At 45.5% G+C, this 24765-nt stretch carries 16 protein-coding genes and 1 riboswitch; of the genes, 4 read left to right on the forward strand and 12 right to left on the reverse strand.

Annotated elements, in window-relative coordinates:
• Nucleotides 1-15 precede the first annotated feature (15 nt).
• Nucleotides 16-654, reverse strand: a complete 639-nt coding sequence (locus FFM75_RS02080) for an SDR family oxidoreductase (RefSeq protein WP_137627539.1) — start codon at nt 652-654, stop codon at nt 16-18.
• A 142-nt stretch (nt 655-796) separates the two neighbouring features.
• On the opposite strand from FFM75_RS02080, the gene FFM75_RS02085 reads away from it, so the two are divergent.
• Nucleotides 797-1318 (forward strand): GNAT family N-acetyltransferase, encoded by a 522-nt coding sequence (locus FFM75_RS02085; protein WP_137627540.1) that lies wholly within the window; start codon nt 797-799, stop codon nt 1316-1318.
• A 123-nt stretch (nt 1319-1441) separates the two neighbouring features.
• Here FFM75_RS02085 and addA read toward each other — a convergent pair whose 3' ends face one another.
• The 10 genes from addA to pyrR form a co-directional block, all read right to left on the reverse strand.
• Nucleotides 1442-5194: a helicase-exonuclease AddAB subunit AddA gene (addA, locus tag FFM75_RS02090; RefSeq protein ID WP_137627541.1), complete on the reverse strand. Its 3753-nt coding sequence runs from the start codon at nt 5192-5194 to the stop codon at nt 1442-1444.
• Nucleotides 5187-8768, reverse strand: a complete 3582-nt coding sequence (locus tag FFM75_RS02095) for a PD-(D/E)XK nuclease family protein (RefSeq protein WP_137627542.1) — start codon at nt 8766-8768, stop codon at nt 5187-5189. Before FFM75_RS02095 ends, addA begins: the two co-directional genes overlap by 8 nt.
• Before the next feature lie 118 nt (nt 8769-8886).
• Nucleotides 8887-9525: an orotate phosphoribosyltransferase gene (gene pyrE / locus FFM75_RS02100; protein ID WP_137627543.1), complete on the reverse strand. Its 639-nt coding sequence runs from the start codon at nt 9523-9525 to the stop codon at nt 8887-8889.
• The gene (gene pyrF, locus FFM75_RS02105; RefSeq protein ID WP_137627544.1) at nt 9518-10243 is read right to left on the reverse strand and encodes an orotidine-5'-phosphate decarboxylase; all 726 of its coding nucleotides are present in this window, start codon (nt 10241-10243) and stop codon (nt 9518-9520) included. Before pyrF ends, pyrE begins: the two co-directional genes overlap by 8 nt.
• Nucleotides 10240-11157: a dihydroorotate dehydrogenase gene (locus tag FFM75_RS02110; protein WP_137627545.1), complete on the reverse strand. Its 918-nt coding sequence runs from the start codon at nt 11155-11157 to the stop codon at nt 10240-10242. The genes pyrF and FFM75_RS02110 overlap by 4 nt, the downstream gene beginning before the upstream one ends.
• Nucleotides 11158-11168: 11 nt before the next feature.
• The gene (gene carB, locus FFM75_RS02115; RefSeq protein ID WP_137627546.1) at nt 11169-14345 is read right to left on the reverse strand and encodes a carbamoyl-phosphate synthase large subunit; all 3177 of its coding nucleotides are present in this window, start codon (nt 14343-14345) and stop codon (nt 11169-11171) included.
• Nucleotides 14338-15432, reverse strand: coding sequence for a carbamoyl phosphate synthase small subunit (locus FFM75_RS02120; protein ID WP_137627547.1), 1095 nt, complete (start codon nt 15430-15432; stop codon nt 14338-14340). The genes carB and FFM75_RS02120 overlap by 8 nt, the downstream gene beginning before the upstream one ends.
• Complete coding sequence (locus FFM75_RS02125; protein ID WP_137627548.1) at nt 15429-16721, reverse strand: dihydroorotase; 1293 nt, start codon at nt 16719-16721, stop codon at nt 15429-15431. Before FFM75_RS02125 ends, FFM75_RS02120 begins: the two co-directional genes overlap by 4 nt.
• Nucleotides 16705-17661 (reverse strand): aspartate carbamoyltransferase catalytic subunit, encoded by a 957-nt coding sequence (locus FFM75_RS02130; RefSeq protein ID WP_137627549.1) that lies wholly within the window; start codon nt 17659-17661, stop codon nt 16705-16707. Before FFM75_RS02130 ends, FFM75_RS02125 begins: the two co-directional genes overlap by 17 nt.
• 153 nt (nt 17662-17814) lie before the next feature.
• Nucleotides 17815-18354, reverse strand: coding sequence for a bifunctional pyr operon transcriptional regulator/uracil phosphoribosyltransferase PyrR (gene pyrR, locus FFM75_RS02135; protein WP_137627550.1), 540 nt, complete (start codon nt 18352-18354; stop codon nt 17815-17817).
• A 434-nt stretch (nt 18355-18788) separates the two neighbouring features.
• On the opposite strand from pyrR, the gene FFM75_RS02140 reads away from it, so the two are divergent.
• The 3 genes from FFM75_RS02140 (at nt 18789) to FFM75_RS02150 (ending at nt 23438) form a co-directional block, all read left to right on the forward strand.
• Complete coding sequence (locus FFM75_RS02140; protein WP_137627551.1) at nt 18789-20378, forward strand: PucR family transcriptional regulator; 1590 nt, start codon at nt 18789-18791, stop codon at nt 20376-20378.
• A 99-nt stretch (nt 20379-20477) separates the two neighbouring features.
• Nucleotides 20478-20576: riboswitch (purine riboswitch) on the forward strand.
• 59 nt (nt 20577-20635) lie between these two features.
• A complete protein-coding gene (locus FFM75_RS02145) occupies nt 20636-21976 on the forward strand; it encodes a nucleobase:cation symporter-2 family protein (protein ID WP_137627552.1) in 1341 nt (446 codons plus the stop codon).
• 178 nt (nt 21977-22154) lie between these two features.
• Nucleotides 22155-23438: an NCS2 family permease gene (locus tag FFM75_RS02150; protein ID WP_137627553.1), complete on the forward strand. Its 1284-nt coding sequence runs from the start codon at nt 22155-22157 to the stop codon at nt 23436-23438.
• A 72-nt stretch (nt 23439-23510) separates the two neighbouring features.
• Here the strand turns inward: FFM75_RS02150 and purD are convergent, their stop codons facing one another.
• Nucleotides 23511-24752: a phosphoribosylamine--glycine ligase gene (gene purD, locus FFM75_RS02155; protein WP_137627554.1), complete on the reverse strand. Its 1242-nt coding sequence runs from the start codon at nt 24750-24752 to the stop codon at nt 23511-23513.
• Nucleotides 24753-24765 lie beyond the last annotated feature (13 nt).

Genomic DNA, 24765 nt, shown 5'->3' on the forward strand with positions numbered 1-24765 from the left:
CGATTTTTATGTTGACTATTGTTGTACGGCCTCAGCAATTGGCGTCTCACCATTGATCAAGGCAATCGTTTGGCCAATCGTTGTTGCAGTTTTTAACGTTTGCACGGCAAATGTCGCCACATCGTCACGAGTGATCGCACCGCCCGCCGCCGGATTAACCGTGACCCGACCAGTCCCTGCATCGTTAACTAAACTACCTGGTTGTAAGATCGTATAATCCAATTGTGTGCGGGTCTTGAGCCATTCATCTGCATAAAACTTCGCCACATAATATGGCCGTAATGCTTTAGGCCACTTTTCCCGGTCAGTCGTAAATTCAGCACTAATAATCACGTAGCGTTTGACGCCCGCAATTTCAGCAGCTTGCATCGACTTAACTGCCCCATCCAAGTCAATCATCAATGTCATATCATAACCTGTTTGACCACCAGAACCGGCCGCAAACACCACTGCATCCATCCCTTTTAAAGCTAAGGCTTGTTCATCAGGCTGGGCTAATAAGTTGAATTGTACCGGTTGGGCACCAGCATCTTCAAACGCTTCCGCTTGGTCAGCTTGCCGAATACCAGCATAGACTTGGTCACCTTGGGCAACTAATTTCGAGACAATTTTTTTACCGATTTGACCATGTGCACCAATCACAAAAACTTTCATACCTGATCACTCCCAATAATTGTTAGTTATCATTATAGAACTAATTACCAAGTCACAGCCATCAATCTGCTTTCAAGTTTGTCGCACCGTCCCAAAAAGACTATAATATTAACCATTCTAAACAGAGAGTGAAGTGGTTGACATGCCTAAATATGTCCGCGCCGCAACCGACGCCGACCTACCTGCTATGCAGGCGATTATCGCCCAAGGCAAACATCTTTTGGCCGTTGATGGCATTCCCCAATGGCAAGGTGCCTATCCACTGGCTGCCGATATCCAAGCAGATATCGATGCCCACCGTGCTTGGTTGCTGATCGTTGATGGTCAAGTTGCTGGTACTGCAGCATTATTAACAACACCAGACCCCAACTATGCCAACATTTATCAAGGCAGTTGGGCCGACACTAATGATGACCGCTATGCTTCTATCCACCGCATTGCGATTGCAGGTGGTTATCATGGCCAACATCTAGCCGACTTTTATTTCAGTAATTTATTGACATTAAGTTATCAACAAGGCATCCACCAAGTTCGCATCGACACCCATGCGGCCAATCAACGCATGCAACACATCATTACCAAAGCTGGCTTTACTTATCGTGGTATTGTCTATATGGCCGACGATCCTAACGATCAACGCAACGCTTACCAACTTGTGTTATAAAACCAGTCCAACCATAAAGTGACCTGACTTAAAGGCGCCCGCTGATGATAGTTAACCTATCATCAGCGGGCGTCTTTTTAATTATCATCGAAATGATTCAATCGATTCTTTGACCTACGCTTATTATTTAACCGGCACTAGCGTTTGTTTCGTCAACGCGTATAAATATTGTTCCGTCACTGGTCGTTTGAGCATAGACTGTAAGGCCGCACCATATAACTTCACTTGTCCGGCATACTTAGCTACTAGATTGGTGGCCTGTGCCACGTGATCAGTCTTGTAATCAAACAAAATCAGGTCATCATCGGTCGCTAAATAACCATCAATTATCCCATGAATCAAGATTTTACTTTGGGGATCATCGTCAAAGCCTTCAAAAATCGTTTGGGCTGGCAATAACAGTGAGAATGGGACTTCCCGTTTAACCTGATCTGGATGAGCCAAGAGCTGTTGTCCCAATGGACTTTGATAAAACCCAACAATCGTCTCAATTTTAATATAAGTTGCAACAGCTGCCGGTAAAATCCGCTTGACCACCAGATCGTCAATCGTTGCTTGGACTGCATCAGTGGTTACGGGCTGATGGATATCCAGTTGTTCAAGGACCAAGTGGGTCGCGCTCCCGACTTCAGCTCCCGTTGGCGCTTGGGTCGTTTGTAAGAACTGCGGTACCGCTAAATGGTCCGCCACATAACGATTGTGCACCTGTGCGTCGCGATCACTCACTGTCGGATTGGCATTCATCAACGCCGTATCGGGATCTTCAAAGACCCGTTTGACTTCAGAGACCGATTGATACGCCGTGGTTGTCGTCGCCGCTTGGTGGGCATAATGTAAATTCAATACTTGTCGTAGTTGGGCTTTGGTTGCGGCGTCCAACTCAAACGACACATCGGCTTCAACTTGAGCCACAGCACTTAATTGATCATCGGTTTCAGTTGGCATCGTCTCAGCTGAAACGGTGGTCTCATCACCCAATTCCAAGGTCAAGTGCGCATCGGCCGTGGTAAATTGATATTGTGGCAAGTCTCCCGCCCAGTAGTCTTTGAAATCTGGATGGCGAATCAAACTCAGACCGACCCAATCCAACTGACTATTGGCCGCAATTCGCAGCGTTGCTGGTAACACTCGGTCAGTCGTACTAAACGTTCGCCGCCACTGTTTGGCCGCTGAATCAATGTCTTTAACCGTCCCGACTAAATACAATTGCTGTTCTGCCCGCGTGATTGCCACATATAATTTTCGCATTTCTTCTGCTCGTAGTTTTTGCCCCACGATTTGGCGCGTCACCAAACGTGGCAACGTCGAATATTTGACCCGTGTTTCAGGATCCAAATAAGTGATGCCAATACCAGCTTGGCGGTCTAGTAATGCTGAGGCATTTAAATCCATCTGATTAAACCGTTTGTCCATATCCATAACAAAGACAACCGGATATTCCAGCCCCTTACTCCCATGAATCGTCATGACGCTGACTGCTTCAGTACTCGTTTCAGCCACTGCTTCAGCTAAATCTTCATCTTTTTCCTGCATGCGTTTAATGAACCGTACGAACTGGAACAACCCTTTAAAACTCCCAGTTTCATACGTATGGGCCCGCTCATATAAGGCATGTAAGTTGGCTTGGCGTTGTGGACCAGCAGGCATCCCACCCACATAATCTAGGAAGCCCGTCCGGTCATAAATCCGCCAAATCAGGGTCACTAATTGATTGCGCCGCGCTAAATCACGAAATTCTGTCAGTTGTCGCATAAACCGATCAACCTTATCAAAGACGACATCGCCGTAATTATCATGAGCTCGTTGTGGATAACTCGTGTGAAAGTCGCGCAGTGCTTGGAAATAATCACTGGTTTTATTTTGGATCCGTAAATAAACTAACTGATTTTCATCGAGCCCAACCATCGGCGACCGCAAGACCGCCACTAATGGAATATCTTGATACGGGTTATCAATAATCGACAACATCGACATCATAATGCGGATTTCCGTCGTTTGGAAATAGTTTTGCGCATCATTTACCACAATCGGAATATGCAGTCGTTTAAACACATCAATAATCGTCAAGTTATGGTTACGAGTCGGCACCAGCAAGGCCACATCACTATACCGTAATGGCCGATACGTTTGAGTGCCACGGTCATAGATTGGCTTAGCTTGGGCTTTTAAAGCCAAGATCTTTTGCGCAACCATCATGATACTACCTTCAGCCGGATCATCGATTGAAAAATCGGCTTCACTAGTATCGTCATCAGTTGTTTGGTCAGCCTGACCACTTTGGTAGAGCATCAAACTAGTTGTTTGTGGCAAGTCAGCGGGATAATCTTTGGGCCCATACTTCAAATAAGCCGCTTGATCGTATTCAATTTGACCAACTGGCGCATCCATCAATTGACTAAAAATCAAGTTCGTTAACTTATCCACATTTTCAACTGACCGGAAGTTTTCAGCTAAAACAATCCGCTCCCCATGTTCTGGGTGATTGCCAAAATCATGGTACTTGTGTAAAAACAACAACGGATCAGCTAAACGGAATTGATAAATCGACTGCTTCACATCGCCGACCATGAACATGTTGCCCGGTTCAGCTTGTGATAATAACTGTAAGATTCTTTCTTGTAAGCTGTTAATATCTTGATATTCGTCGACCATTACTTCTGAAAACTGCGCTTGTAATTGCGTTAACGCCGCTTGGCCACTTTCATTTTGACTCGTTAAAATTTGCAAACTCAATTGTTCCAAATCATTGAAATCTAAAACATGCCGACGCCGTTTTTCAGCGGCAAAAGCCGTCTTAAATGTAAGCGTCGCTTTGACTAATTCATGCACTAACGCTTCGGCTCCCGCCATAATATCTAAGACTTGTTGTTCATCGCTCACAAAGTAGTCGTCGGCTAATTTGCTCATTTGATCTTTGACTTCTTTAACCGACGCATTAACGGCGGTGCCAATCATCGTGCGCACCTCGTCATCTTTATACTTCTTAGCAATCGTCCCAATCTTAAAGTCCTGACAGATGGCCCGTAGTTCATTCCAACTTAAGTCTGCAACTCGAGCCACCAAATCAGCTAAAACAACTTGGGCTTGTTGTAAGTTTTTCACGGTCGCTGGCTTTAGATCACTGTTTTCTGCTTGATCTAAACACTGGGTGATCGTGGTTAACATATTTTGAAAGAGTGGTTTTAATTGCGGCAACACTTGTTGCTGATAAAAAGTCGAAGTCGTTAATTGGGCGCTGTCCACATGATAAGCTGTGGGCAATTGTTGCAACCAAGCTTTTGGATCTGGTGTGGATTGTGCAAAATCAAATAAGCGCATGACTAGTCGACTTAACCCATCGTCACTACGGTCATTAGAAAAGTTAGCCGTCAGTAGCGCAAATAAGTCACCGTCTTCGCCATACAAGTCTTCGCGCACCGTGTCCCAAACTTGGTCACGAATCAATAAGCCTTCAGTATTATCGGTCAACAAGCGGAACACTGGATCTAAATCAATCACATAGTAATACCGCTGAATCAGACGATTACAAAAAGCATCTAACGTACTAATATTGGCGACCCCTAACAAATTGAGCTGCCGCCGTAAAGGTTGAATCTCTGGACTAGCCAAGGTTGCTTTAGCATGTTGGTCTAGGAACTGCGCGATTTCCGCATTCAACCGCTTCTCCAGTTTTTGCTTCATGTGCTTGGCCGCCAAATTCGTAAACGTCACCACTAATAGTTGATCGACATCGATCCCGGCTTTTAGTTTCTGCATAATGCGTTCAATCAACACTGTCGTCTTACCGGATCCGGCCGAGGCTGACACTAACAAGTTATTCCCCTGTTGGTCAATCGCGGCTTGTTGACTAGCCGTATATTGCGTTTTATCACTCATGTTTGGGCTCCTTTCCAAAATCAGCGGCCAGTCGATCCAAAACTTCACTCGGGCTCAATGGGGGTAGGTCGCGATAATTATTTTCTGATAACATCGCATCAAATGCCATAATCGCCAAATATGGCGAATATTGTAGCGCTGTTTGTTTATCATTTAAGCGAATTGGATTTATCGCCACTTCACCAGCAAAAATCTGCTTGGCAGCCTCAATAATCAATCGCCGATTATTAGCCAACAAGTCATTTAATTGGTCTTCAGTAACCAATGGTGCCGTTTTAGTGCTGCCATACGCCCCATCCGTTTTACGACTAAACGGATAAATCTTTGAATGGTTGTAGCCTGTCTGTTTTGGTAAGTCCGTATCCAATTGCTGTAATAATTTAGGATCATCAACAACGACCCCTTTATACTTATTCGCCTTTAACAACGCTGCTTCAAATCCCGCTTTGGTTTCACTTGGTTTCAATGTTGGGTTTTGAATATGCATATATAGTGCGCCCGCCAACTTAATCTTGTCGGTCTCATTACCAACGATTGCTTGTTCATTAACCAAAACAGCGTTCAAATAGGTCAGCATCTGCATCGCCAAGCCATAATAAGCTTGTTGAAAATCAAATTTGTGTTGGGATGACTTGTAATCCACAATACCCAGATACCGTTGGTCAGCAACCTGAATTTGGTCCAAACGGTCGATTTTACCACGGACATGCACGCTATGCGTCTTATCCACTTGAAAATCTAGCGCTTTTAACCCCTGTTCTTTACCAACATTACCGAATAATAATTCCGTTTGTTGTGGGGTTGCCGTTGAATGTAGACTTTGATTGCGAATCGCAAAGACTAACTGCCGCACCGTATTCAGTAACTGCTGGCGTAAATAGGCCATCCGGTTAGAACTCGATAAAATGATGAATTGTGGCTGAGCCAAAACATCCAATGATACTTGATTTAAAAACTGTTCCAAAGTCGCATCGTTAACAGCTGATAACGTCAAGCCTTGCGCATGGACCAACTTGATCACACCATCTAGCACGGCATGGAAAAACTCACCGGTACTAGCTGGTGATAATTCAAACACATCGCGTTCACGCAACTTTAATCCGTATTTTAAGAAATACGCATATTGATTGCGGTAGAATTCTTCAAGTTTAGAAATCGAGGTATAAATTTGGTTGCCATATAACGCCTGCACGCTCTTTTTAGTCAACGGGGTTGGCACATTTCGGTAGCTCAAACCGGCCAAAAGTTGTTGGGCCAGTTGTCCAAATTCAACATCTTGACTTAACTCCCGGCGTAGCCAAACCCAAATGGGTGCCGGCCGCAGTGGCGCCCCGACATGGTTATGGTCAGCATTCGTGGTTAACACGTCACGATACACTTGAATCACATGAGTGATCGTCCGCCGCTTTGACCCAACAAATGGTGCAACTTTAGGTTTGGTTGGATCCGGTGCCGCAAGATAAGTGGGAACTTTCAAGTTGAAATGTTGTTGAATCTGAACCACGTAACTAGATAAATTCAATTCAGCTTCGTTATCATCTTTTAGTGGTGCACTCAAATACAATCGCTCAGTCGCCGTCAAAAATGCCAAATAATTCAAATAGCGTTCGTCACCCAATTGAACGACGGCTGAGTCGGCCAAATAATGGTCACCTTCTAGGTCGGCCAATGGTGCTTGTAACTTATCCTTGTCAGTATCGCTCAACAAATCATTGGTCATAATCCGGTCAGGCATCACTAAATCCGTTGCCCCAATCAATAGAACCACTTTGCGATTTTGACTTTGTTCGCGTCCGCTTTCTGAAATCGTGACCTGATCTAACGTCGATGGGATTTGCGCATACCCCGCACCTTCAAAGCCAGCTTGCAATAACGCTAAGAAGTCTTCAACCTCAAATGGGGCCGACCCTAACATCGTCACATAGTCATCCAACATCTCACAAAACGTTTGCCACGTTTGTTCAGGCTCACTCGCCGTTGTTAAATCACCAACGTCAATCGCTTGGTCGCGCCAAGCCATTAATTGTGTATCGACCCCATTTTGCATGAGGAAGTTCACCAACAACGTCGCCGCGGTCCGCCCATCTGGCGCGGCCGCAAGTTGCTTAAAAAATGGTGGTAACGTTTGAGCGACAAAATGGTGAATCAAATTGATTTGTGCAGTAATCGCCACATTCTCATCCGTTTCGATGCCGGCATCGCCCGCTGTAAATTGAAAATATTGCCAATCTTCCGCTTGCGTCCAGCGGCGACCGCTGTAACCACTCTTTAAAATAAAGTTTTCGGTTAAATCAACCGCTTGCCGATAAGCTTGGCGCGCCATGGGCTTGCCTTGAACTTGCGGTAACAGCAATTCCGTTTTTAAGACCCGCATCACATCGCGATATTGATACTGCTTGTCATTGAGATCAAATAGCGCACTGATTAACTCAACTAACGGATGATCAGCCATCGACCGCCGTAAGTCTAAGAAATACGGGATTTCCATGGCATGAAAGATGGGGGCAATCATCGTGTCATAACTCGTTAAGTGCCGCGTAACAACCAAAAAGTCCCGATAATGATAGCCCTGATCAGCCACTAATTGGCGAATCAAGCGGGCCACTTGCGCAACTTCAGTTTGACGGGTATCAGTCCGAAAAACGTTGATTGCTGATTTAGCCGGCGCCGTGGTCACCGGGTACCCGTGGCCACGCCACAAATCATCTAACGCTGCCAAGTCCGGTGATACCCGCACTTGAGTTGCTAAAACATCTGGCTTTTGGGTAATCTGGCGCACTTGGGCGTATTGGGACAACCGGTAATAGAGTCGGGCTGGTTGGTAAAACAGCGTCCCATTTAATGGTGCTTTTTTAGGTGCGGCTGGCAACACCAAACTAACCGTTACTTCGGCGCCACGCTCTAACATCGTTGTCAGTACCGCCTGTTCTTGCGTTGATAATTGAGTAAATAGTTCCAAATACACGTGGGTACCATGCAAGTCTTGATGTTGCAAGTATTGGCTCAACTGCGCCAAAACATCGGCATTCTTCAAATACTGACCCGCAGTGGCCGCATCAAAATCAGCATAAACGATTGCTAAATCATGTAACTTCGCTTGCAAATCACCGGCGGGCGCATTTTCTGCTAACTGAACAACTTCCGCTGGTGATAAATTCGCTAATTGTAGCTCATTGATTTCCTTAGCTAATTGGGTAATGAAGCCGGTCTGTCCCACTTCCCCACCAAATAAACGTAAATCATCGGCATGCGTGCGCAAAATTTTGAATAATAGCATATTAATTCCGGCACTTGATAGCCGCGGCAACTGATAAGCCGCTTCGTTTTTCATTAAATACCAGGCCAAACGTGTAAACGAAAAAATCTGCACTTGCGTCTGGGCGTATAACGCCGGTTGCGCCGCAGCAGTTGCCAATTGATTCAAGACATCGACTTCAGTATCGAATTTAACGTGGTTAGGCACTAAGTAAAAGAATTGATCTTGTGGTCGATCAGCGAGTCGCTCGCGCAGCAACCGCAATAATACTTGCCGATGATCGGCTTTAGCCGCACCTAAAACAAACTGTAAACTCACATTGAAACCTCCTCTATCATGAACAAACGTTCTCATATTTATGTTTAATTATCGCATATCTACGGTGACAAAAAAAGCGCATCGACTGAAAAGTCGCGCGCTTTACGATAACTTTAGATTAGTGTTGTTGGCCCCAAGTTGTTGGGTTTTGACGCCAAGCATGTAACGAGGCTAGCCCTGCATCGTCAATGTAATTAGCGTCATGGGCCACTTTAATTAAGGTCGTGTAATTTGACAAACTGAACAGTGGCAATTTAGCCGCGGCAAAGTTTGTGGTCGCAGCATCCAACTGATAGCTAAAGACTGAACCGACCGCTAAGATGTCGCCACCTTCAGCTTGAACCGCCTTAGCGGCTTGTAAGACACTACCACCAGTCGAAATTAAGTCATCAAGCATGACCACTTTTTGGCCGGCTTTTAGGACCCCTTCAATCTGACGCCCAGCCCCATGATCTTTAGGCTTTGACCGCACATAAATCAAAGGTAAATCTAAGATTTGCGCGACCCAAGCCGCATGTGGGATACCAGCAGTGGCAACCCCTGCAATGACTTCAGCCTCAGGATATTGGTCCCGAATAATGGCCGCAATCCCATTCGCGATATGATTACGAACTTCCGGATAAGAAATCGTTAACCGGTTATCCGTATAAATCGGGCTATGAATCCCACTTGCCCAAGTAAAAGGATCATTGGGCCGTAACGTCACGGCTTGAATCGATAATAAATCTGTTGCAATTGTTGCGGCAATTTCAGTCATGTTGTGCTGCACTCCATTCTGTCAAAATTTGTTGATAAGCTTGAACTGGATCACTAGCTTGTGTAATCGGCCGACCAATAACTAACCCATTACTGCCGACTTTTGCGGCCGCCGTTGGGGTCATGACCCGTTGTTGGTCATCGGCAGCGGCACTAGCAGGTCGAATGCCCGGGGTAATCCCAAGAAAGTCTGTGCCAACGGCTTGATGAATCGCCGCGACTTCTTGTGCCGAGCAAATCACCCCATCACAATCACTCGCTTGCGCCAATTGTGCGTAGTGCACGACGCTAGCTTGAACCGTCCCAGCAATTTGTTGATCGGTATTTAAAATCGTTTGGTTCGTCGAAGTTAGCTGCGTAATCGCCAATAATTTAGGTGCTGGCAACCCAGCATCATTAGCACCGGCTAACAGGCCACGCTTAGCGGCTGCTAACATCACGTGACCACCAGCGGCATGGACCGTTGTGTACCGAACGCCTAATCGGCCGATCACCCGCATCGCTGATGCAACTGTATTGGGAATATCATGTAGTTTTAAGTCTAAGAAGACGGCATGACCACGCGCCTGGACAGCTTTTACGATAGCCGGGCCTTCCGCATAAAACAATTCCATCCCAATCTTAACCGCTAATTGCTGGTCGCTTGGAAATTGATCTAAAAAGGCTAAGGCTGCTTGACCGGTTGGAAAGTCTAAGGCAATAAAAATTGGTCGTTTCATCCTTGAACCTCCGCAATTAAGTCTTGTAAGCTCTCAATCCCATATTTATCCATCGCAGCTGGTAAGCCCGCGATGATATCCGTGCAAGCCGTTGGCTGACCATACGTGGCCGCACCAACTTCAACTGCATTCGCACCGGCAAGATAAAATTCCAAGACATCTTCTGGCGTAAAGACACCACCGACACCGATAATTGGTAACTTCGTTTGTTGGCGAACGTCGTGAATCATCCGCACAGCTAACGGATGAATCGCCTTGCCTGATAAACCACCAGTCCCATGTGCCAAGATTGGTTGGCGGGTCTTTAAGTCAATCCCCATTCCAGTTAACGTATTGATCATCGTTAACCCACTAGCACCACCGGCTTCTGCCGCCGCGGCGATTGGAACGATATCCGTCACATTCGGGGTTAGCTTCATAAAGACTGGCTTATCAACGGCCATGACGATTTCACGAGTTAAGTTTTCAACCATCGCTGGATCGGTTCCAAAGGCCAAGCCGCCTTTTTCAACGTTTGGACAAGAGATATTGATTTCAAGTAACTTCACATTTGGGGCTGTCGCCATTTTAGCTGCGACCGCGACGTATTCATCAAACGTATTACCAGCTACACTGCCGACAATCGGTAAATTCGGATAGTGGGTCGCTAACCATGGTAATTTTTCACTCAAAACCACGTCAATGCCTGGGTTCTTTAACCCAATCGCATTTAACCAACCGGCCGTCGTCGGTGCCGTGGTTGGTCGTGGGTTACCGACTTTGGCTTCAGCAGTCGTGGATTTGATCACCAAACCACCTAAAGCCCCTAAGTCTAATTGTTGGGCCATTTGTTGGCCATAAGCCGCAGTCCCACTGGCTGGCATCACAGGGTTGTCGAGGGTCACCCCAGCTAAATCAACGGTTAATCGTCCCATACTATCTCCTCCTATAACGCTTGCGTGACAAACGATTGTGATTCTAAAACTTGTAAGATTGCAGCCACCGTATCCAACGCCGTAAACAATGGAATCCCATGGGCAATCGAGGTATTTCGAATTAACGCGCCATCATCAGCCGCATGTTCTTCATCTGAAACCGTATTAATAACGACCTGCACTTGACCGGCTTCCATTTGTTGTAGCAAGTCATGTTCACCGCCATCGATTTTATCAACCACTTTCACATCTAAGTCGTGGTTAGCCAAGTAAGTCGCCGTCCCAGTGGTCGCCATCAATTGATACCCTAAGTTATGGAACCGTTGGGCTAGCTTCAATGCTTCTGGCTTATCGTCATCACGAACCGTGATCAAGACATTACCATGTGCTGGAACATGTAACTTAGCGGCTTCAAAAGCTTTATACAATGCTTTTGACATCGTTTGGTCACTGCCCATCACTTCACCGGTTGACTTCATTTCAGGTCCAAGTAAACTATCGACCTGATTCAGCTTCGAAAATGAGAAGACCGGCGCTTTGACATGGACTAACCGCCCAGGCTTCACCAAACCAGTTTCAAAGCCTTGACTAGCTAAGCTTTGACCTAAGATGACCCGGGTGGCCACTTGGGCCATTGGAATCCCCGTGACCTTGCTTAAGAATGGCACCGTCCGACTCGCCCGTGGATTGACTTCAATCACGTAAACTTGTTCATCATGAATGACAAATTGAATGTTCATCATCCCAACACAATTTAACGTGATGGCTAATTGCTGCGTATAAGTTACGATTTGATGTTGGACTGCCGCCGATAATGATTGTGGTGGATAGACTGCCATCGAGTCCCCGGAATGGACCCCAGCCCGTTCGATATGTTCCATAATACCTGGAATCAAGACCGTTTCACCGTCACAAATGGCATCAACTTCACATTCCTTACCCACGAGATACCGGTCAATCAAGACCGGATGATCATGGGACACTTTAACCGCATTGTGCATGTAATAATCGAGATCCGCCCGTTTTTTGACGATTTCCATCGCTCGACCACCTAAGACATAACTTGGCCGGACTAAGACCGGATAACCAAGCTTATCAGCAATCGCTAAGGCCGTCGCTTCATCACTGGCAGTATCGCCAGCTGGTTGTGGAATAGCCAATTGCTTGATTACTTTATCAAATTCATCCCGGTCTTCGGCCCGATCGACATCAGTCACGCTAGTCCCGAGGATTTTAACCCCATGTTCAGCTAACGGCGCCGCCAAGTTGATGGCTGTTTGCCCACCAAACTGCACAATAACGCCAGTTGGCTGTTCTAAGTCAATCACATTCAAGACATCTTCTAACGTCAATGGTTCGAAGTACAACTTGTCTGAAATCGAGAAGTCGGTCGAAACTGTTTCGGGATTACTATTCATAATGATAGCTTCATAACCCGCTTTTTGAATCGCTTTAACCGAATGAACTGTTGCGTAATCAAATTCGACCCCTTGACCGATACGAATTGGACCTGAACCCAAGACCAAGACTGATGGCCGCTCCGTCACTTGACTTTCATTTTCATACTCATAAGTCCCATAGTAATAAGGCGTTGTTGATTCAAATTCACCTGCACACGTATCTACCATCTTATAAACGGGTTGTAAGTGATTATCTTGCCGGAATTGGCGTACTGTATCGGCCGTTTCATGCCAGAAATCGGCGACGACTTGGTCAGAAAAGCCATTCCGTTTGGCCGTTGTTAAGACCTCTAAATCATCGACATGGGCTTGTAAGTCACGTTCAATTTCAATGATATGCAATAACTTGTCTAAGAAGAACACGTTGATTTTCGTAATCTCCGCCAGTTCTTCAATCTTATACCCGCGACGAATGCCTTCAGCTAAGTAGAAGAGCCGGTCATCTTGCGCATGAATCAACTTATCACTTAACGTATCATCATCAACCTTAGCTAAGGCTGGTTCGTCAATATAGTTGACCCCAATTTCCAAAGAACGTACTGCTTTTAGCGTGGCTTCTTCAATATTTCGGCCAATCGCCATAACTTCGCCAGTGGCCTTCATTTGTGTCCCTAACCGCCGATCAGCATGGGTGAACTTATCAAATGGCCAGCGTGGAATCTTGCAGACCACATAATCTAGTGCTGGTTCAAATTCCGCATACGTGGTCCCAGTGACCGGATTCTTGATTTCATCTAAGTGTAAGCCGACCGCAATTTTGGCGGCCATCTTCGCGATTGGATAACCGGTTGCTTTTGAGGCTAATGCTGATGACCGGCTCACCCGTGGATTGACTTCAATGATGTAATAGTTAAAACTATTCGGATCAAGGGCAAGTTGAACGTTACAGCCCCCTTCGATCTTCAAGGCCCGAATAATCTTTAATGAAGCATCCCGTAACATTTGAACTTCACGGTCAGCTAAGGTTTGAACCGGCGCATAGACGATTGAATCCCCAGTATGAATCCCCACCGGGTCAAAGTTTTCCATGTTGCAGACGACCATCGCATTATCCGCAGCATCACGCATCACTTCAAATTCGATTTCTTTATAGCCGGCAATACTTTGTTCAATCAACACTTGTGTCACTGGCGATAACGATAACCCATTTTCCGCAATTGTCGCTAAGGCTTTGGCGTTTTCCGCAATCCCACCACCAGTACCACCCATGGTAAAGGCTGGCCGCACGATGACTGGATAACCTGTCTTTTCAGCAAAGTCCAACGCTTCTTGGGTCGTATGGGCAATCCCAGATGCGGGAACGGGTTCGCCGAGTTTTTCCATTAAGTCTTTAAATTGTTCCCGGTCTTCAGCTTGATCAATAGCACTAAGCTTTGTCCCGAGTAATTCAATTTTGAGTTCTTTTAAAATACCAGAATCGGAAAGTTCCATGGCCATATTCAACCCTTGTTGCCCACCTAAAGTTGGCAAAATGGCATCTGGATGTTCTTTACGTAAGATTTGTGACACAAACTCTAACGTAATAGGTTCCAAGTAAACTTGGTCAGCAATTTCTTTATCCGTCATAATGGTTGCCGGATTGGAGTTCACTAAAACGACTTCGTAGCCCAATTCTTTTAAGGCTAAGCAGGCTTGTGTCCCAGAATAATCAAATTCTGCGGCCTGGCCAATGATGATTGGACCAGAACCAATGACCATGATTTTATGAATATCTGTCCGTTTAGGCATTGAATTGGCTTCCTTTCCGAGCAGCTTGGTGCGCTGCCATTAAATCAATAAATTCATCAAAAATATGATCAGCGTCATGGGGACCCGGCGCTGCATCGGGATGATACTGAACCGAGAAGGCTGGATAATTCCGATGCCGAACGCCTTCAACCGTCCCATCATTGATTTCTTCATGTGTGATCATCAAATCGGTATTATCAAGTGAGTCACGATCAACCGCATACCCATGGTTTTGCGACGTAAAGTCGATCCGCCCAGTCGCAATCTCGCGGACTGGATGATTAAAGCCGCGATGACCGAACTTCATCTTAAACGTATCCGCACCATTTGCTAATGAGAACAACTGATGCCCTAAACAAATCCCGAATAACGGCACGTGTTGTTCCACTTCACGAATCATGGTGAGTGCTTCTGGCACATCCTTTGGATCACCAGGGCCATTGGTCAGCATAACCCCATCTGGATTTAACGCCATGATTTGCCCAGCAGTCGCATTGTATGGCAAAACGGTTAAGTTACAATGACGCTTAGCCAATTCACGTAAGATCGAATGTTTTAAGCCAAAATCAACCACAACCACGTTGGGCCCAGTTGCTGGATTCGGATAGGCATTATTAGTCGAACTTTCAGCGACAACCGCTTTATTTAAAACTGTTGCTTGTAATTGACTAACCGTGTCATCCTTGACTTCATCAACAATTGTGGCTTTCATCGCGCCAACTTCACGGATATGCTTGGTCACTGCTCGCGTATCGATATCGGCAATGCCTGGAATTTGGTTTTGCTTTAAATAGTCATCTAGTGACATTTCACTCCGCCAGTTGCTGGCCCGCCGTGCTAATTCGTGGACCACGATTCCTTTACACGTTGGGGTGATTGATTCATGATCATCACGATTAATGCCGTAGTTCCCAATCAAGGGGTACGTAAACATCAAGATTTCACCATTATAAGATTGGTCTGTAATGGATTCTTGGTAGCCGCTCATCCCAGTGTTAAAAACTAATTCACCAACCGTTGCGCTAGGCGCACCGAAACCCGTACCAGGATAAACGGTGCCATCAGCTAAGACTAAATATCGTTTCATGCGTGTTGATCCTTTCCATAAGCGACTTGGCCATCTACTAAGGTCATTAAGACATCGCCGTATACTTGCCAACCGACAAACGGTGAGTTATGCCCTTTTGAAAACATTTGATCAGCTTTAATTTCATATTGATGTTCTAAATCGATAATCGCTAAATCGGCTGGTGTCCCAGGTTTTAATTGCCCCGCTTGATGTAACCCGAATAATTGTGCTGGTTTAGTACTCATCAAGTCGATCAATTGACTAAGCGTCAAGATCCGGGTCTTCACAAAAGTGGTATACATGGTCGCAAACGCCGTTTCTAAACCGGTAATTCCGAAAGCAGCCGTGCGCATCGAACCAGCTTTTTGAGCATCCGTATGGGGGGCATGGTCAGTGGCAATCATGTCGATCGTGCCATCTAACAACCCGGCAATCAGGGCGGCGCGATCTTTTGGTGAACGCAATGGTGGGTTCATCTTAAGCATCGGATTATCCATGGTGATGTCTTCATCAGTTAACAATAAGTGATGGGGTGCCACTTCACAGGTCACATTAATCCCCGCCCGCTTGGCATCACGAACCACCCGCACACTTTCAGCGGTGGAAACGTGGCAAACGTGGTAATGGACCCCACTTGCTTCGGCAAGTAACACATCACGCGCAATTTGTGAAGATTCAGAGATTCCTGGAATACCAGGTAAGCCCAGTTTGTCAGCAACTGGCCCCGCATTCATGACCCCATCACCCTTTAATGATTCGTCTTCAACGTGAGCTGCGACTGTAAGTCCGGCTTTAGCCGCGCCACACATGGCTTGATACATTGTTTCAGCCGTTTGAACCCCGGAACCATCATTACTGACGGCAAAGGCCCCCGCTTGTTTAACCCCTTCAAAGTCAACCAGTTCTTCACTCGTTCGTTGCTTGGTGATACTAGCGTATTGGGCAACGTGGACATGCGCTTTTTGTGCATTTTCAGCAACCATCAGGGCTACTTTTTCGGGTGTGTCGGGAACTGGTTCAACGTTTGGCATCGCACCAACCGTCGTAAAGCCACCATGAGCTGCGGCCATCGTCCCGGTATCAATCGTTTCTTTATCAGTCAACCCAGGTTCACGTAAATGCACATGCACATCGACTAAACCGGGTGTCACAAAATGTTTGCCCGCACAAATCACGTGGTCCGCAGCGCCATATTTGGTATGCAACTCATGCCCCATCGCTTCAATATGACCGTTTTCAATCAGAATATCCGTTAACGTTAAGTGGCCGGCTTCTAAGACCTTGGCATCTTTAATTAAAGTTGACATTTTTTATCTCCTCCAATTGGTGACTATCTAACAATCCGCGTTGAACTAAGACGTGGGCAACCATGGCCATCCGAATATACATGCCATTGGTCATTTGTTGAAAGATCCGTGACTGGGGTGCTTCAACTAAGTCACTGGCTAACTCGACCCCACGATTAACCGGCGCTGGATGCATGATGATCGCTTGTTTTGGCATTTTCGCAGCACGTTCAACCGTTAAGCCATATTGTTGATGATAAGCTTGGGCGTCAAAGTCTGCATTCTTAGCTTGTGGTAATCGTTCATGTTGTACCCGTAAGAGCATCATGACATCCATCTCGCCAACTAACTCATCAATCGGGCGATACGTGCCGTAAGCGGCAAAATCGTCATTGAACCAAGCTTCTGGTCCACTGAAGTAAACTTCCGCGCCAAGTTGAGTTAATAGTGTCATATTGGAACGCGCTACCCGTGAATGTTGTAAATCACCAACAATCGCAATCTTTAACCCATCAAAGTGACCAAATTCTTCGTAAATCGTTAGCATATCAAGTAATGATTGTGACGGATGTTGACCGCTACCATCGCCGGCATTGATCAAGCTCATCGGTAATTGCGCGTCAATCAATGGTTGATAATAGTTATCGTGTGGATGGCGAATAACGGCTAAATCAACCCCAATAGCTTGAATCGTCTTCAAGGTATCCAGCAAACTTTCACCCTTCGTGACCGAACTCGTCTTGGGATCAAATGGAATTACTTGCATCCCTAACCGACGTTCTGCCATTTCAAAACTGGTATGGGTCCGTGTACTATTTTCAAAGAATAAATTCATCGCAAACGCTGGACGTTTCAAAGTCACCGTTAAGCCTTGCTTAAACGCTTGGGCCAAGTGAATAAAATGCATCACGTCCTGGTTATTAAATTGGTCTACACTGACAAGATAATTAGTTGCTTGCATGCTCTTTTGCCGTCTCCTTCTGTTTTTTTCCAAAGAAAAAAGTCTAGCTCCTGCAATTTGCTTGCAAAGAGGCTAGACTCCGATTAATCGACCACGCATGGTCAAACCGTTTCGTTCCTCTCTGGAAACAATTAAATGGTTAATGATTCAAATTTATTCTAACTTTTCAATACTAATCCCGTCGTGCCCGTCATGTTCTTCGAGCGCAACGCTAACTTGTTCATCTAAAGCGGTTGGAATGTTCTTACCAACAAAGTCTGGGCGAATTGGTAATTCACGATGACCCCGGTCAACTAAGACAGCCAAAGAAATCTTAGCGGGACGACCTTGGTCCATTAAGGCATCTAAAGCGGCCCGGACAGTCCGACCCGTAAACAAGACGTCGTCGACTAAAATAATGTGCTTGCTATTAATGTCAACAGGAATATCGGCACCATTTAACTTAGCTTGGCCTTGAACATCAATCGCATGATGATCATCACGATATAACGTAATGTCCAACGAGCCAACTGGCACATCGACACCTTCCAGCTGCTTCAACCGTTGCGCTAAACGTTGGGCCAAATAAATCCCTCGAGTTTTAATCCCGATAAAGACCAGATTTCCGACCCCTTTATTTTGTTCAATGATTTCGTAAGTGATCCGCGTTAATGCGCGCCGCATCGTCATTGCATCGACAACTTCTCGTGCCATCTTAGTCAGCTCCATTTCGATTTGATTACCACCTTGAGAACCGAAAAAAGTCCCCCCGTTTTTCCTGCGAAAAGCGTGGGAGACTCCTAGTTACCGTTCCCCTTGTTAGCCTCACAGGACTAATTTAAAGGTGCTTGTTTAATTGCAATAAGTGTAACTAAATGTGTCGAACGTGTCAAGGGGGAGATTCGACTTTAACGCGCAAGCCGATCAATTGCCGCACCGATTCGTTGAACAGCCACCTCACTTCATTAATATGATGAGCCAAAAATGCATCATCCGCGATCAAGTTAATGTAAATTCACGGTCACAGTTTGTTAAACCAGCCAATTATTTCATACTATTTTAATCTATTTTTCATTTATTTATAGTCAAACTACCAAATTATCGGTATACTACTTGTGAAAGATAACCAATTTTTAGGGGGATACGCCATGCGTTTACAAACACTTTTACAAACTCCAGCCATGCAACAGATGCGGGTCGTTGCAGGTGAACGCGGTCTGAAGCGAGAAATCAACAATATCGGCATGATCGAATCACCTGATATTGCCGACTTTTTAAAAGCCCATCAATTTCTCATTACTAACGGCTATCCTTTCATTAATACGACGACCAATCCAACGGCTTTAATCGAAGCCATGAATCAAGCTAACTGTGCCGGACTGGGCTTTAAGGATCGTCGTTATGTCGATCATTTGCCCAGTGATGTCATTGACCTTGCCAACGAACTCGATTTTCCAATTATCGTGACACCCGCTGACGAGTTGATTTCAGAAACGATGCGCAACATGTTAACCATCATTTTGAACTCCCAAACTGACGAACTTAGTCACATCGTGCAAGTTAATCAGACTTTGGCGGACTTATTAATTAAAGACCCGACTGATACGACCGTACTCAATAAATGTACCGAACTGATTGGTCATCCCTTGTTTTTAATGGATAGTCATTTTCGGGTAGTCAGTGCCTCGCAAAATTTACCCATGACGCGCAGTGCCTTAACTGACTTTTTACGTAATCAAACTAAAATCGATTATTTCAATCTACATACCCGGACAACCGTCGCCTACAACCATGATCAATTGACGATTATTCCGCTCTTTTCAGCCTATAAAGAAAATAAAGCCTTTGTAGGGGTCTTAAATCTAGATCCCCAAAATTCAACCGACCAAATGTTAGCCCAAGTCGTTTTAAATTCGTTAAGCTTCGTTAACAGTCGCGTCGACATGTTAAATGAATCCGCCTTTCGGAATCAAAGTGGGTTCTATCTAAATGTCATGGATGGGGGGATTTCTAATGACCTGGTCAATAAGACCTTAAAATCGCGGGGAATCGAACCAACCACTAAGTTTCACTGTGCCACCATTTTAGTGACCACGCACCACCAAACCTTGTTGAGCAACCATTTATTGGAACAGGTCCAACAGCTCACTCTGTGGTTCATTAAAGAATATCAAGCCGATGTCATTGCATTTTCTTTAAAGCAGCAACTGGTCTTACTCATTAACGACGATCAAGATGCCCAACACTTTTTAGCGGCCTTGGTCAACTTTATCCAGCCTAAATTAGATAAACAAGCCCGTTTGATTGCTGGTTATAGTTACTCGACTTTGCCCCTGACGGAACTCGCCACGATTTACAACGAGGCCGCCGAAGCACTCGCTTTAAGTAAAAATAGCCCGCACGCCATTACGATTTACCGACCAAAATATGTGAAAGAATTGATTTCCTTAATTCCTAGTAACGAGGCCAAGTCATTTGTGGAACGCGTTTTGGGTGGTTTAGTTGGTGGCGTCAGTGCTAATGAACAGTTAAACCTCTTAAACACCTTATATGGTTATTTTTATTACCATCAAAATATTGCCGAAGTGGCTGGTCACTTGTCAATTCACCGTAATACCGTGATTTATCGCTTGAAAAAAATCGAAAAGATGTTGCGTCTAAACCTAGATGATCCCGAACAAACCCAAACACTCGAAATGGCTGTCTTATTGTGGCATAACCGCCAAATACAAAAGTGAACGTTTTCATTTTCAACATTAGCTAGACTCGCGATTTCACGAACATTAATTTGTTCAATTCTGTTTGTATTCGGTTTTCATCTATGTTAAAATTATCCCATTCAAATACGAGTAATTGCCTATATAATGTCATGATATGGATGACGAGTTTCTACCCAACGCCGTAAACGTTGGACTATAAGCAAACGAGGCCATCCCGTTTGCCCGGGGTGGCCTTTTTTTCAGGCAGTTTCGCAGAATTGAGGAGGAAGATTTTTTTGAAGGAAGTAACCACGACGCCAAAAATCTCCAACGTCAAAGCGGCGATTTTAGGGTTTCAGCATTTATTAGCGATGTATTCAGGTGACGTGTTAGTCCCCTTATTGATTGGTGCCGCATTACATTTTAGTCAACAACAAATGACTTACTTAGTTTCAATCGATATTTTCATGTGTGGGATTGCGACATTACTACAATTAAAACGGACCCCCTTAACTGGGATTGGGCTACCAGTCGTCTTAGGCTGTGCCGTGCAAGCAGTCAATCCGCTGATTCAAATTGGTAAAACTTACGGTTTGGGCACGATGTATGGTTCCATTATTGGTGCCGGTATTTTTATCTTTTTAATTGCTGGGTTATTTTCAAAAATCAAGAGCCTCTTTCCACCAGTGGTCACTGGGTCATTAATTACCATTATCGGTTTTACCTTAATCCCAGTTGGGTTTCAAAACTTGGGTGGTGGCGACGCGACCGCCAAAGATTTCGGTAACTTGCCAGCACTCGGCATTGGCTTTTTAACAATTGCCATTATTTTATTAATCAATGTTTTTGCGAAAGGGTTCTTAAAATCCGTTGCCATCTTAATTGGGATTTTAGCTGGGACATTGCTAGCAGGTGCCTTTGGCATGGTCTCCTTAAAACCGGTTGCCGAAGCCAGTTGGTTCCATTTACCAACCCTCTTTTACTTTGGGACGCCGCACTTTGAGTGGTCTTCAGTTTTAACGATGATTTTAGTCTCACTAACCACGATGGTTGAATCAACGGGGGTCTTCTTTGCTTTAGGTGATATTACCGGTCGTAAGATCGAAAGTGATGATTTAAAACGCGGTTATCGTGCCGAAGGGATTGCCGTTATTTTAGGCGGTTTGTTCAACACCTTTCCTTACTCGACTTTCTCTGAAAACGTCGGCGTCTTACAATTATCAGGCGTCAAAACCCGTAAGCCGATTTACTTCTCTGCCATTTTCCTGATCTTCTTAGGGCTTTTGCCTAAGATTGGGGCTTTAGCAACCGTTATTCCAGACCCAGTTTTAGGGGGCGCCATGGTCGTGATGTTCGGGATCGTTGGGGTTCAAGGGATTCGGATGTTGGCACAAGTTGACTTCCGCAATAACAACAACTTGCTCGTTTCGGCGGTCTCAATTGGCTTAGGTTTAGGTGTTACCGTTGAAACCAATATCTTCCAATTTTTACCAAACGCCTTACAAATCATGTTAAGTAACGGGGTTGTCGTTGGGAGTTTAGCCGCGGTCTTATTGAACCTCTTATTCAATCGTCATGCCGTTGAGAAAAAGGTCGATGATGAAAGCATCGGTTTAAATGAAACTGAAGAAAATTAAATCACCAGTTAAGCTAGACAGCCCACGGGTTGCCTAGCTTTTTTGTTGCCCGCTAATAATCGGTTGGTACAAATTTTGTTATTCACGTAAAAAGCAGTATGTTATACTGAATAATTGTTGAATTGTTAACTTTTTATTATGTTAGGAGCGGGAGACAATTTTAGAGCAATTATTTCATTTGCGGGAAAACCGCACTTCAGTCCGTCGTGAACTGATTGGTGGCCTGACAACTTTTCTGGCCATGTCATATATCTTAGCCGTAAACCCCGAACTATTAGGGAGTGCCGGCATGAGCAAGACGGCGGTCTTTACGGCCACCGTGTTAGCAGCTATCGTCGGTTGTTTATTGATGGGACTTATCGCCAACTTTCCAGTGGCTTTAGCTCCCGGAATGGGTTTAAACGCCTTCTTCACTTATACCGTGGTGCAAGAATGGCACATTCCATGGCAGACTGCCTTAGCCGGTGTCTTGGTTGCTGGGATTTTATTCATCTTATTAACGTTATCCAAGCTGCGTGATAAGTTAATTAACTTAATTCCCAGTGCGTTAAAATATGCCGTTTCAGCTGGGATTGGTTTATTTATTGCCTTTTCTGGCTTACAAACGTCAGGGATTATCGTGGCTAACAAATCTAATGCCGTGGCTTTAGGTAACTTACACAGCCCAACGGTTTTACTTGCGATCTTTGGGATTATCGTCGGCGTGATGTTAGTGACTGCCAACGTCACCGGGGGGATTTTCTGGGGCATGTTCATTACAGCCGCTGTTGGGATGATCTTTGGGGTGATTCCATTGCCAACCGGGATCGTTAGTGGCGTGCCAAGTGTTCAACCAATCTTTGGTGCCGCGGTTACCCATCTTGGTCAAATCAATTCGTTTCAAATGATCATCGTCATTTTAACGTTCTTTATTATTGGGCTATTTGATACCTCGGGGACTTTGGTCGGTGTTGCGACCGAAGCTGGGATGGTTGATCATAAAACCGGTGAAGTCAAAGGCGTTGGTAAAGCGTTATTCAGTGGTGCCTTAGCGACCACAATCGGGGCCATTTTTGGGACTTCCCCAACGACGGCCTATGTCGAATCGACTTCCGGTGTTGCCGTTGGCGCGCGAACTGGGCTCTCATCTGTATTTACAGCCTTATTGTTCGTTATTGCTGCCTTTTTCTCACCCGTTTTAACCGTGATTACATCCGCAGTAACCGCTTCGGCATTAATCATCGTCGGGATTTTGATGTTATCAAACGTCCAATATATTGATTGGACAAAATTTGAAATCGCGGTACCAGCCTTCTTCACCATGATTATGATGCTATTAACTTATAGTATTTCAGAAGGGCTTGCCGTTGGATTCATTTTCTACCCGATCACCATGTCAGTTAAAGGCCGTTGGCGTGAAGTCAACGCGTTAATGTGGGCGATGATGGTCATCTTTATCTTATATTTCGCCTTTGTGGCTTAATCAAAAAACGGTTTACTTAACCATGATGGTGGTTAAGTAAACCGTTTTTGTGTACCCGCACTTCATTCAGGCTTAAAACGTGATTGGTTGTAGTCCCTTATCGCCAATATCATGTCGATAAACTAATGACCCAGTTTCTAGTTGTGACAATTGCTGATACACCGCTGTTTGAGCAGCCGTTAATGTTGCCGCTTTAGCAGTGACCATCATCACTCGACCACCAGCACTCACTAAGTGTGCCGGCGTACCAGCAACACTAGCGTAGTCAGCACCTGCCACCGTCGGCACTGGCACCCCTTTGGTAGGTTCACCGGGATAGCCTGGTGCGGCCAAGACGACACCCAGATAGGTTGCCGCGGTTTGCCAGCGCACCGTTGGTTGGCGATGTTGCAACAGGTCAACAATCACTTGGTAGAAGTCACCTTCCAGTTGGGGCAATAAGATCTGGGTTTCTGGATCACCTAGACGCAAATTATATTCAATAACTTGGACCCCGTGAGCCGTTAAAATACCACCAACATAGATGACACCTTCAAAACTCAACCCATCGGCTTTTAATCCTTTGATCGTGGGCTCAATAATTGTGGCAACCGTTTGTTGCACAATCTCTGGGGTAATTTGTGGCACGGGCGAATACGCCCCCATGCCCCCAGTATTAGGGCCTTTGTCATGATCAGCCAACCGTTTATGGTCTTGGGCCGTCGGTAACAAAACATACTGGTCACCACCCACTAAAACCATTTGTGAGAACTCAAAGCCGGCAACAAACGCTTCAATCAACACCGTATCGGTCTGGTCAAAAGCGGCAGTTAAGGCTTGTTCTGCTTGGGCATGACTCGTTGCCACCGTTACCCCTTTGCCAGCGGCTAAGCCATCCACTTTAATAACTTGCGGTAGCGCCGCCGTTTGACTATAGGCAATGGCCGCTTGTAACTCATGATATAACTGATAAGCGGCCGTTGGAATCTGGTGACGCTGCATAAAGGATTTGGCAAATACCTTAGAGCTTTCCAACTGGGCTGCGGCTTGATGGGGGCCAAAAATAGCCAGTCCAGCCGCTTGAAAATAGTCGACAATCCCAGCGGCTAATGGAACTTCGGGGCCGACAAACGTTAAATCAATCGTGTTTTGACGGACAAAGTCAGTTAAACTTGCAAAATCCATAGCCGCAATCGCAACTGTCTGAATGCCATCAAGCGTCATACCAGGGTTTCCCGGGGCACAATACACCGCGCTCACTTGGGAACTTGCTAACATTGCTTTAGCAATGGCATGTTCCCGACCACCGTTTCCAATTACCAATACTGTTGCCATCTTACCGCCTCCT

Source organism: Lactiplantibacillus daowaiensis (genome assembly GCF_005405085.1).
GTDB classification, from domain to species: Bacteria; Bacillota; Bacilli; order Lactobacillales; family Lactobacillaceae; genus Lactiplantibacillus; species Lactiplantibacillus daowaiensis.

Bases quoted from the DNA above. Each gene is read 5' to 3' on its own strand.
- addA (WP_137627541.1), bottom strand. From the start codon at position 5,194: ATGAGTGATAAAACGCAATATACGGCTAGTCAACAAGCCGCGATTGAC.
- FFM75_RS02120 (WP_137627547.1), bottom strand. From the start codon at position 15,432: ATGAAACGATATTTAGTCTTAGCTGATGGCACCGTTTATCCTGGTACG.
- FFM75_RS02130 (WP_137627549.1), bottom strand. From the start codon at position 17,661: ATGCAAGCAACTAATTATCTTGTCAGTGTAGACCAATTTAATAACCAG.
- pyrF (WP_137627544.1), bottom strand. From the start codon at position 10,243: ATGAAACGACCAATTTTTATTGCCTTAGACTTTCCAACCGGTCAAGCA.
- FFM75_RS02080 (WP_137627539.1), bottom strand. From the start codon at position 654: ATGAAAGTTTTTGTGATTGGTGCACATGGTCAAATCGGTAAAAAAATT.
- FFM75_RS02085 (WP_137627540.1), top strand. From the start codon at position 797: ATGCCTAAATATGTCCGCGCCGCAACCGACGCCGACCTACCTGCTATG.
- carB (WP_137627546.1), bottom strand. From the start codon at position 14,345: ATGCCTAAACGGACAGATATTCATAAAATCATGGTCATTGGTTCTGGT.
- pyrR (WP_137627550.1), bottom strand. From the start codon at position 18,354: ATGGCACGAGAAGTTGTCGATGCAATGACGATGCGGCGCGCATTAACG.
- purD (WP_137627554.1), bottom strand. From the start codon at position 24,752: ATGGCAACAGTATTGGTAATTGGAAACGGTGGTCGGGAACATGCCATT.
- FFM75_RS02140 (WP_137627551.1), top strand. From the start codon at position 18,789: ATGCGTTTACAAACACTTTTACAAACTCCAGCCATGCAACAGATGCGG.
- FFM75_RS02125 (WP_137627548.1), bottom strand. From the start codon at position 16,721: ATGTCAACTTTAATTAAAGATGCCAAGGTCTTAGAAGCCGGCCACTTA.
- pyrE (WP_137627543.1), bottom strand. From the start codon at position 9,525: ATGACTGAAATTGCCGCAACAATTGCAACAGATTTATTATCGATTCAA.
- FFM75_RS02110 (WP_137627545.1), bottom strand. From the start codon at position 11,157: ATGGGACGATTAACCGTTGATTTAGCTGGGGTGACCCTCGACAACCCT.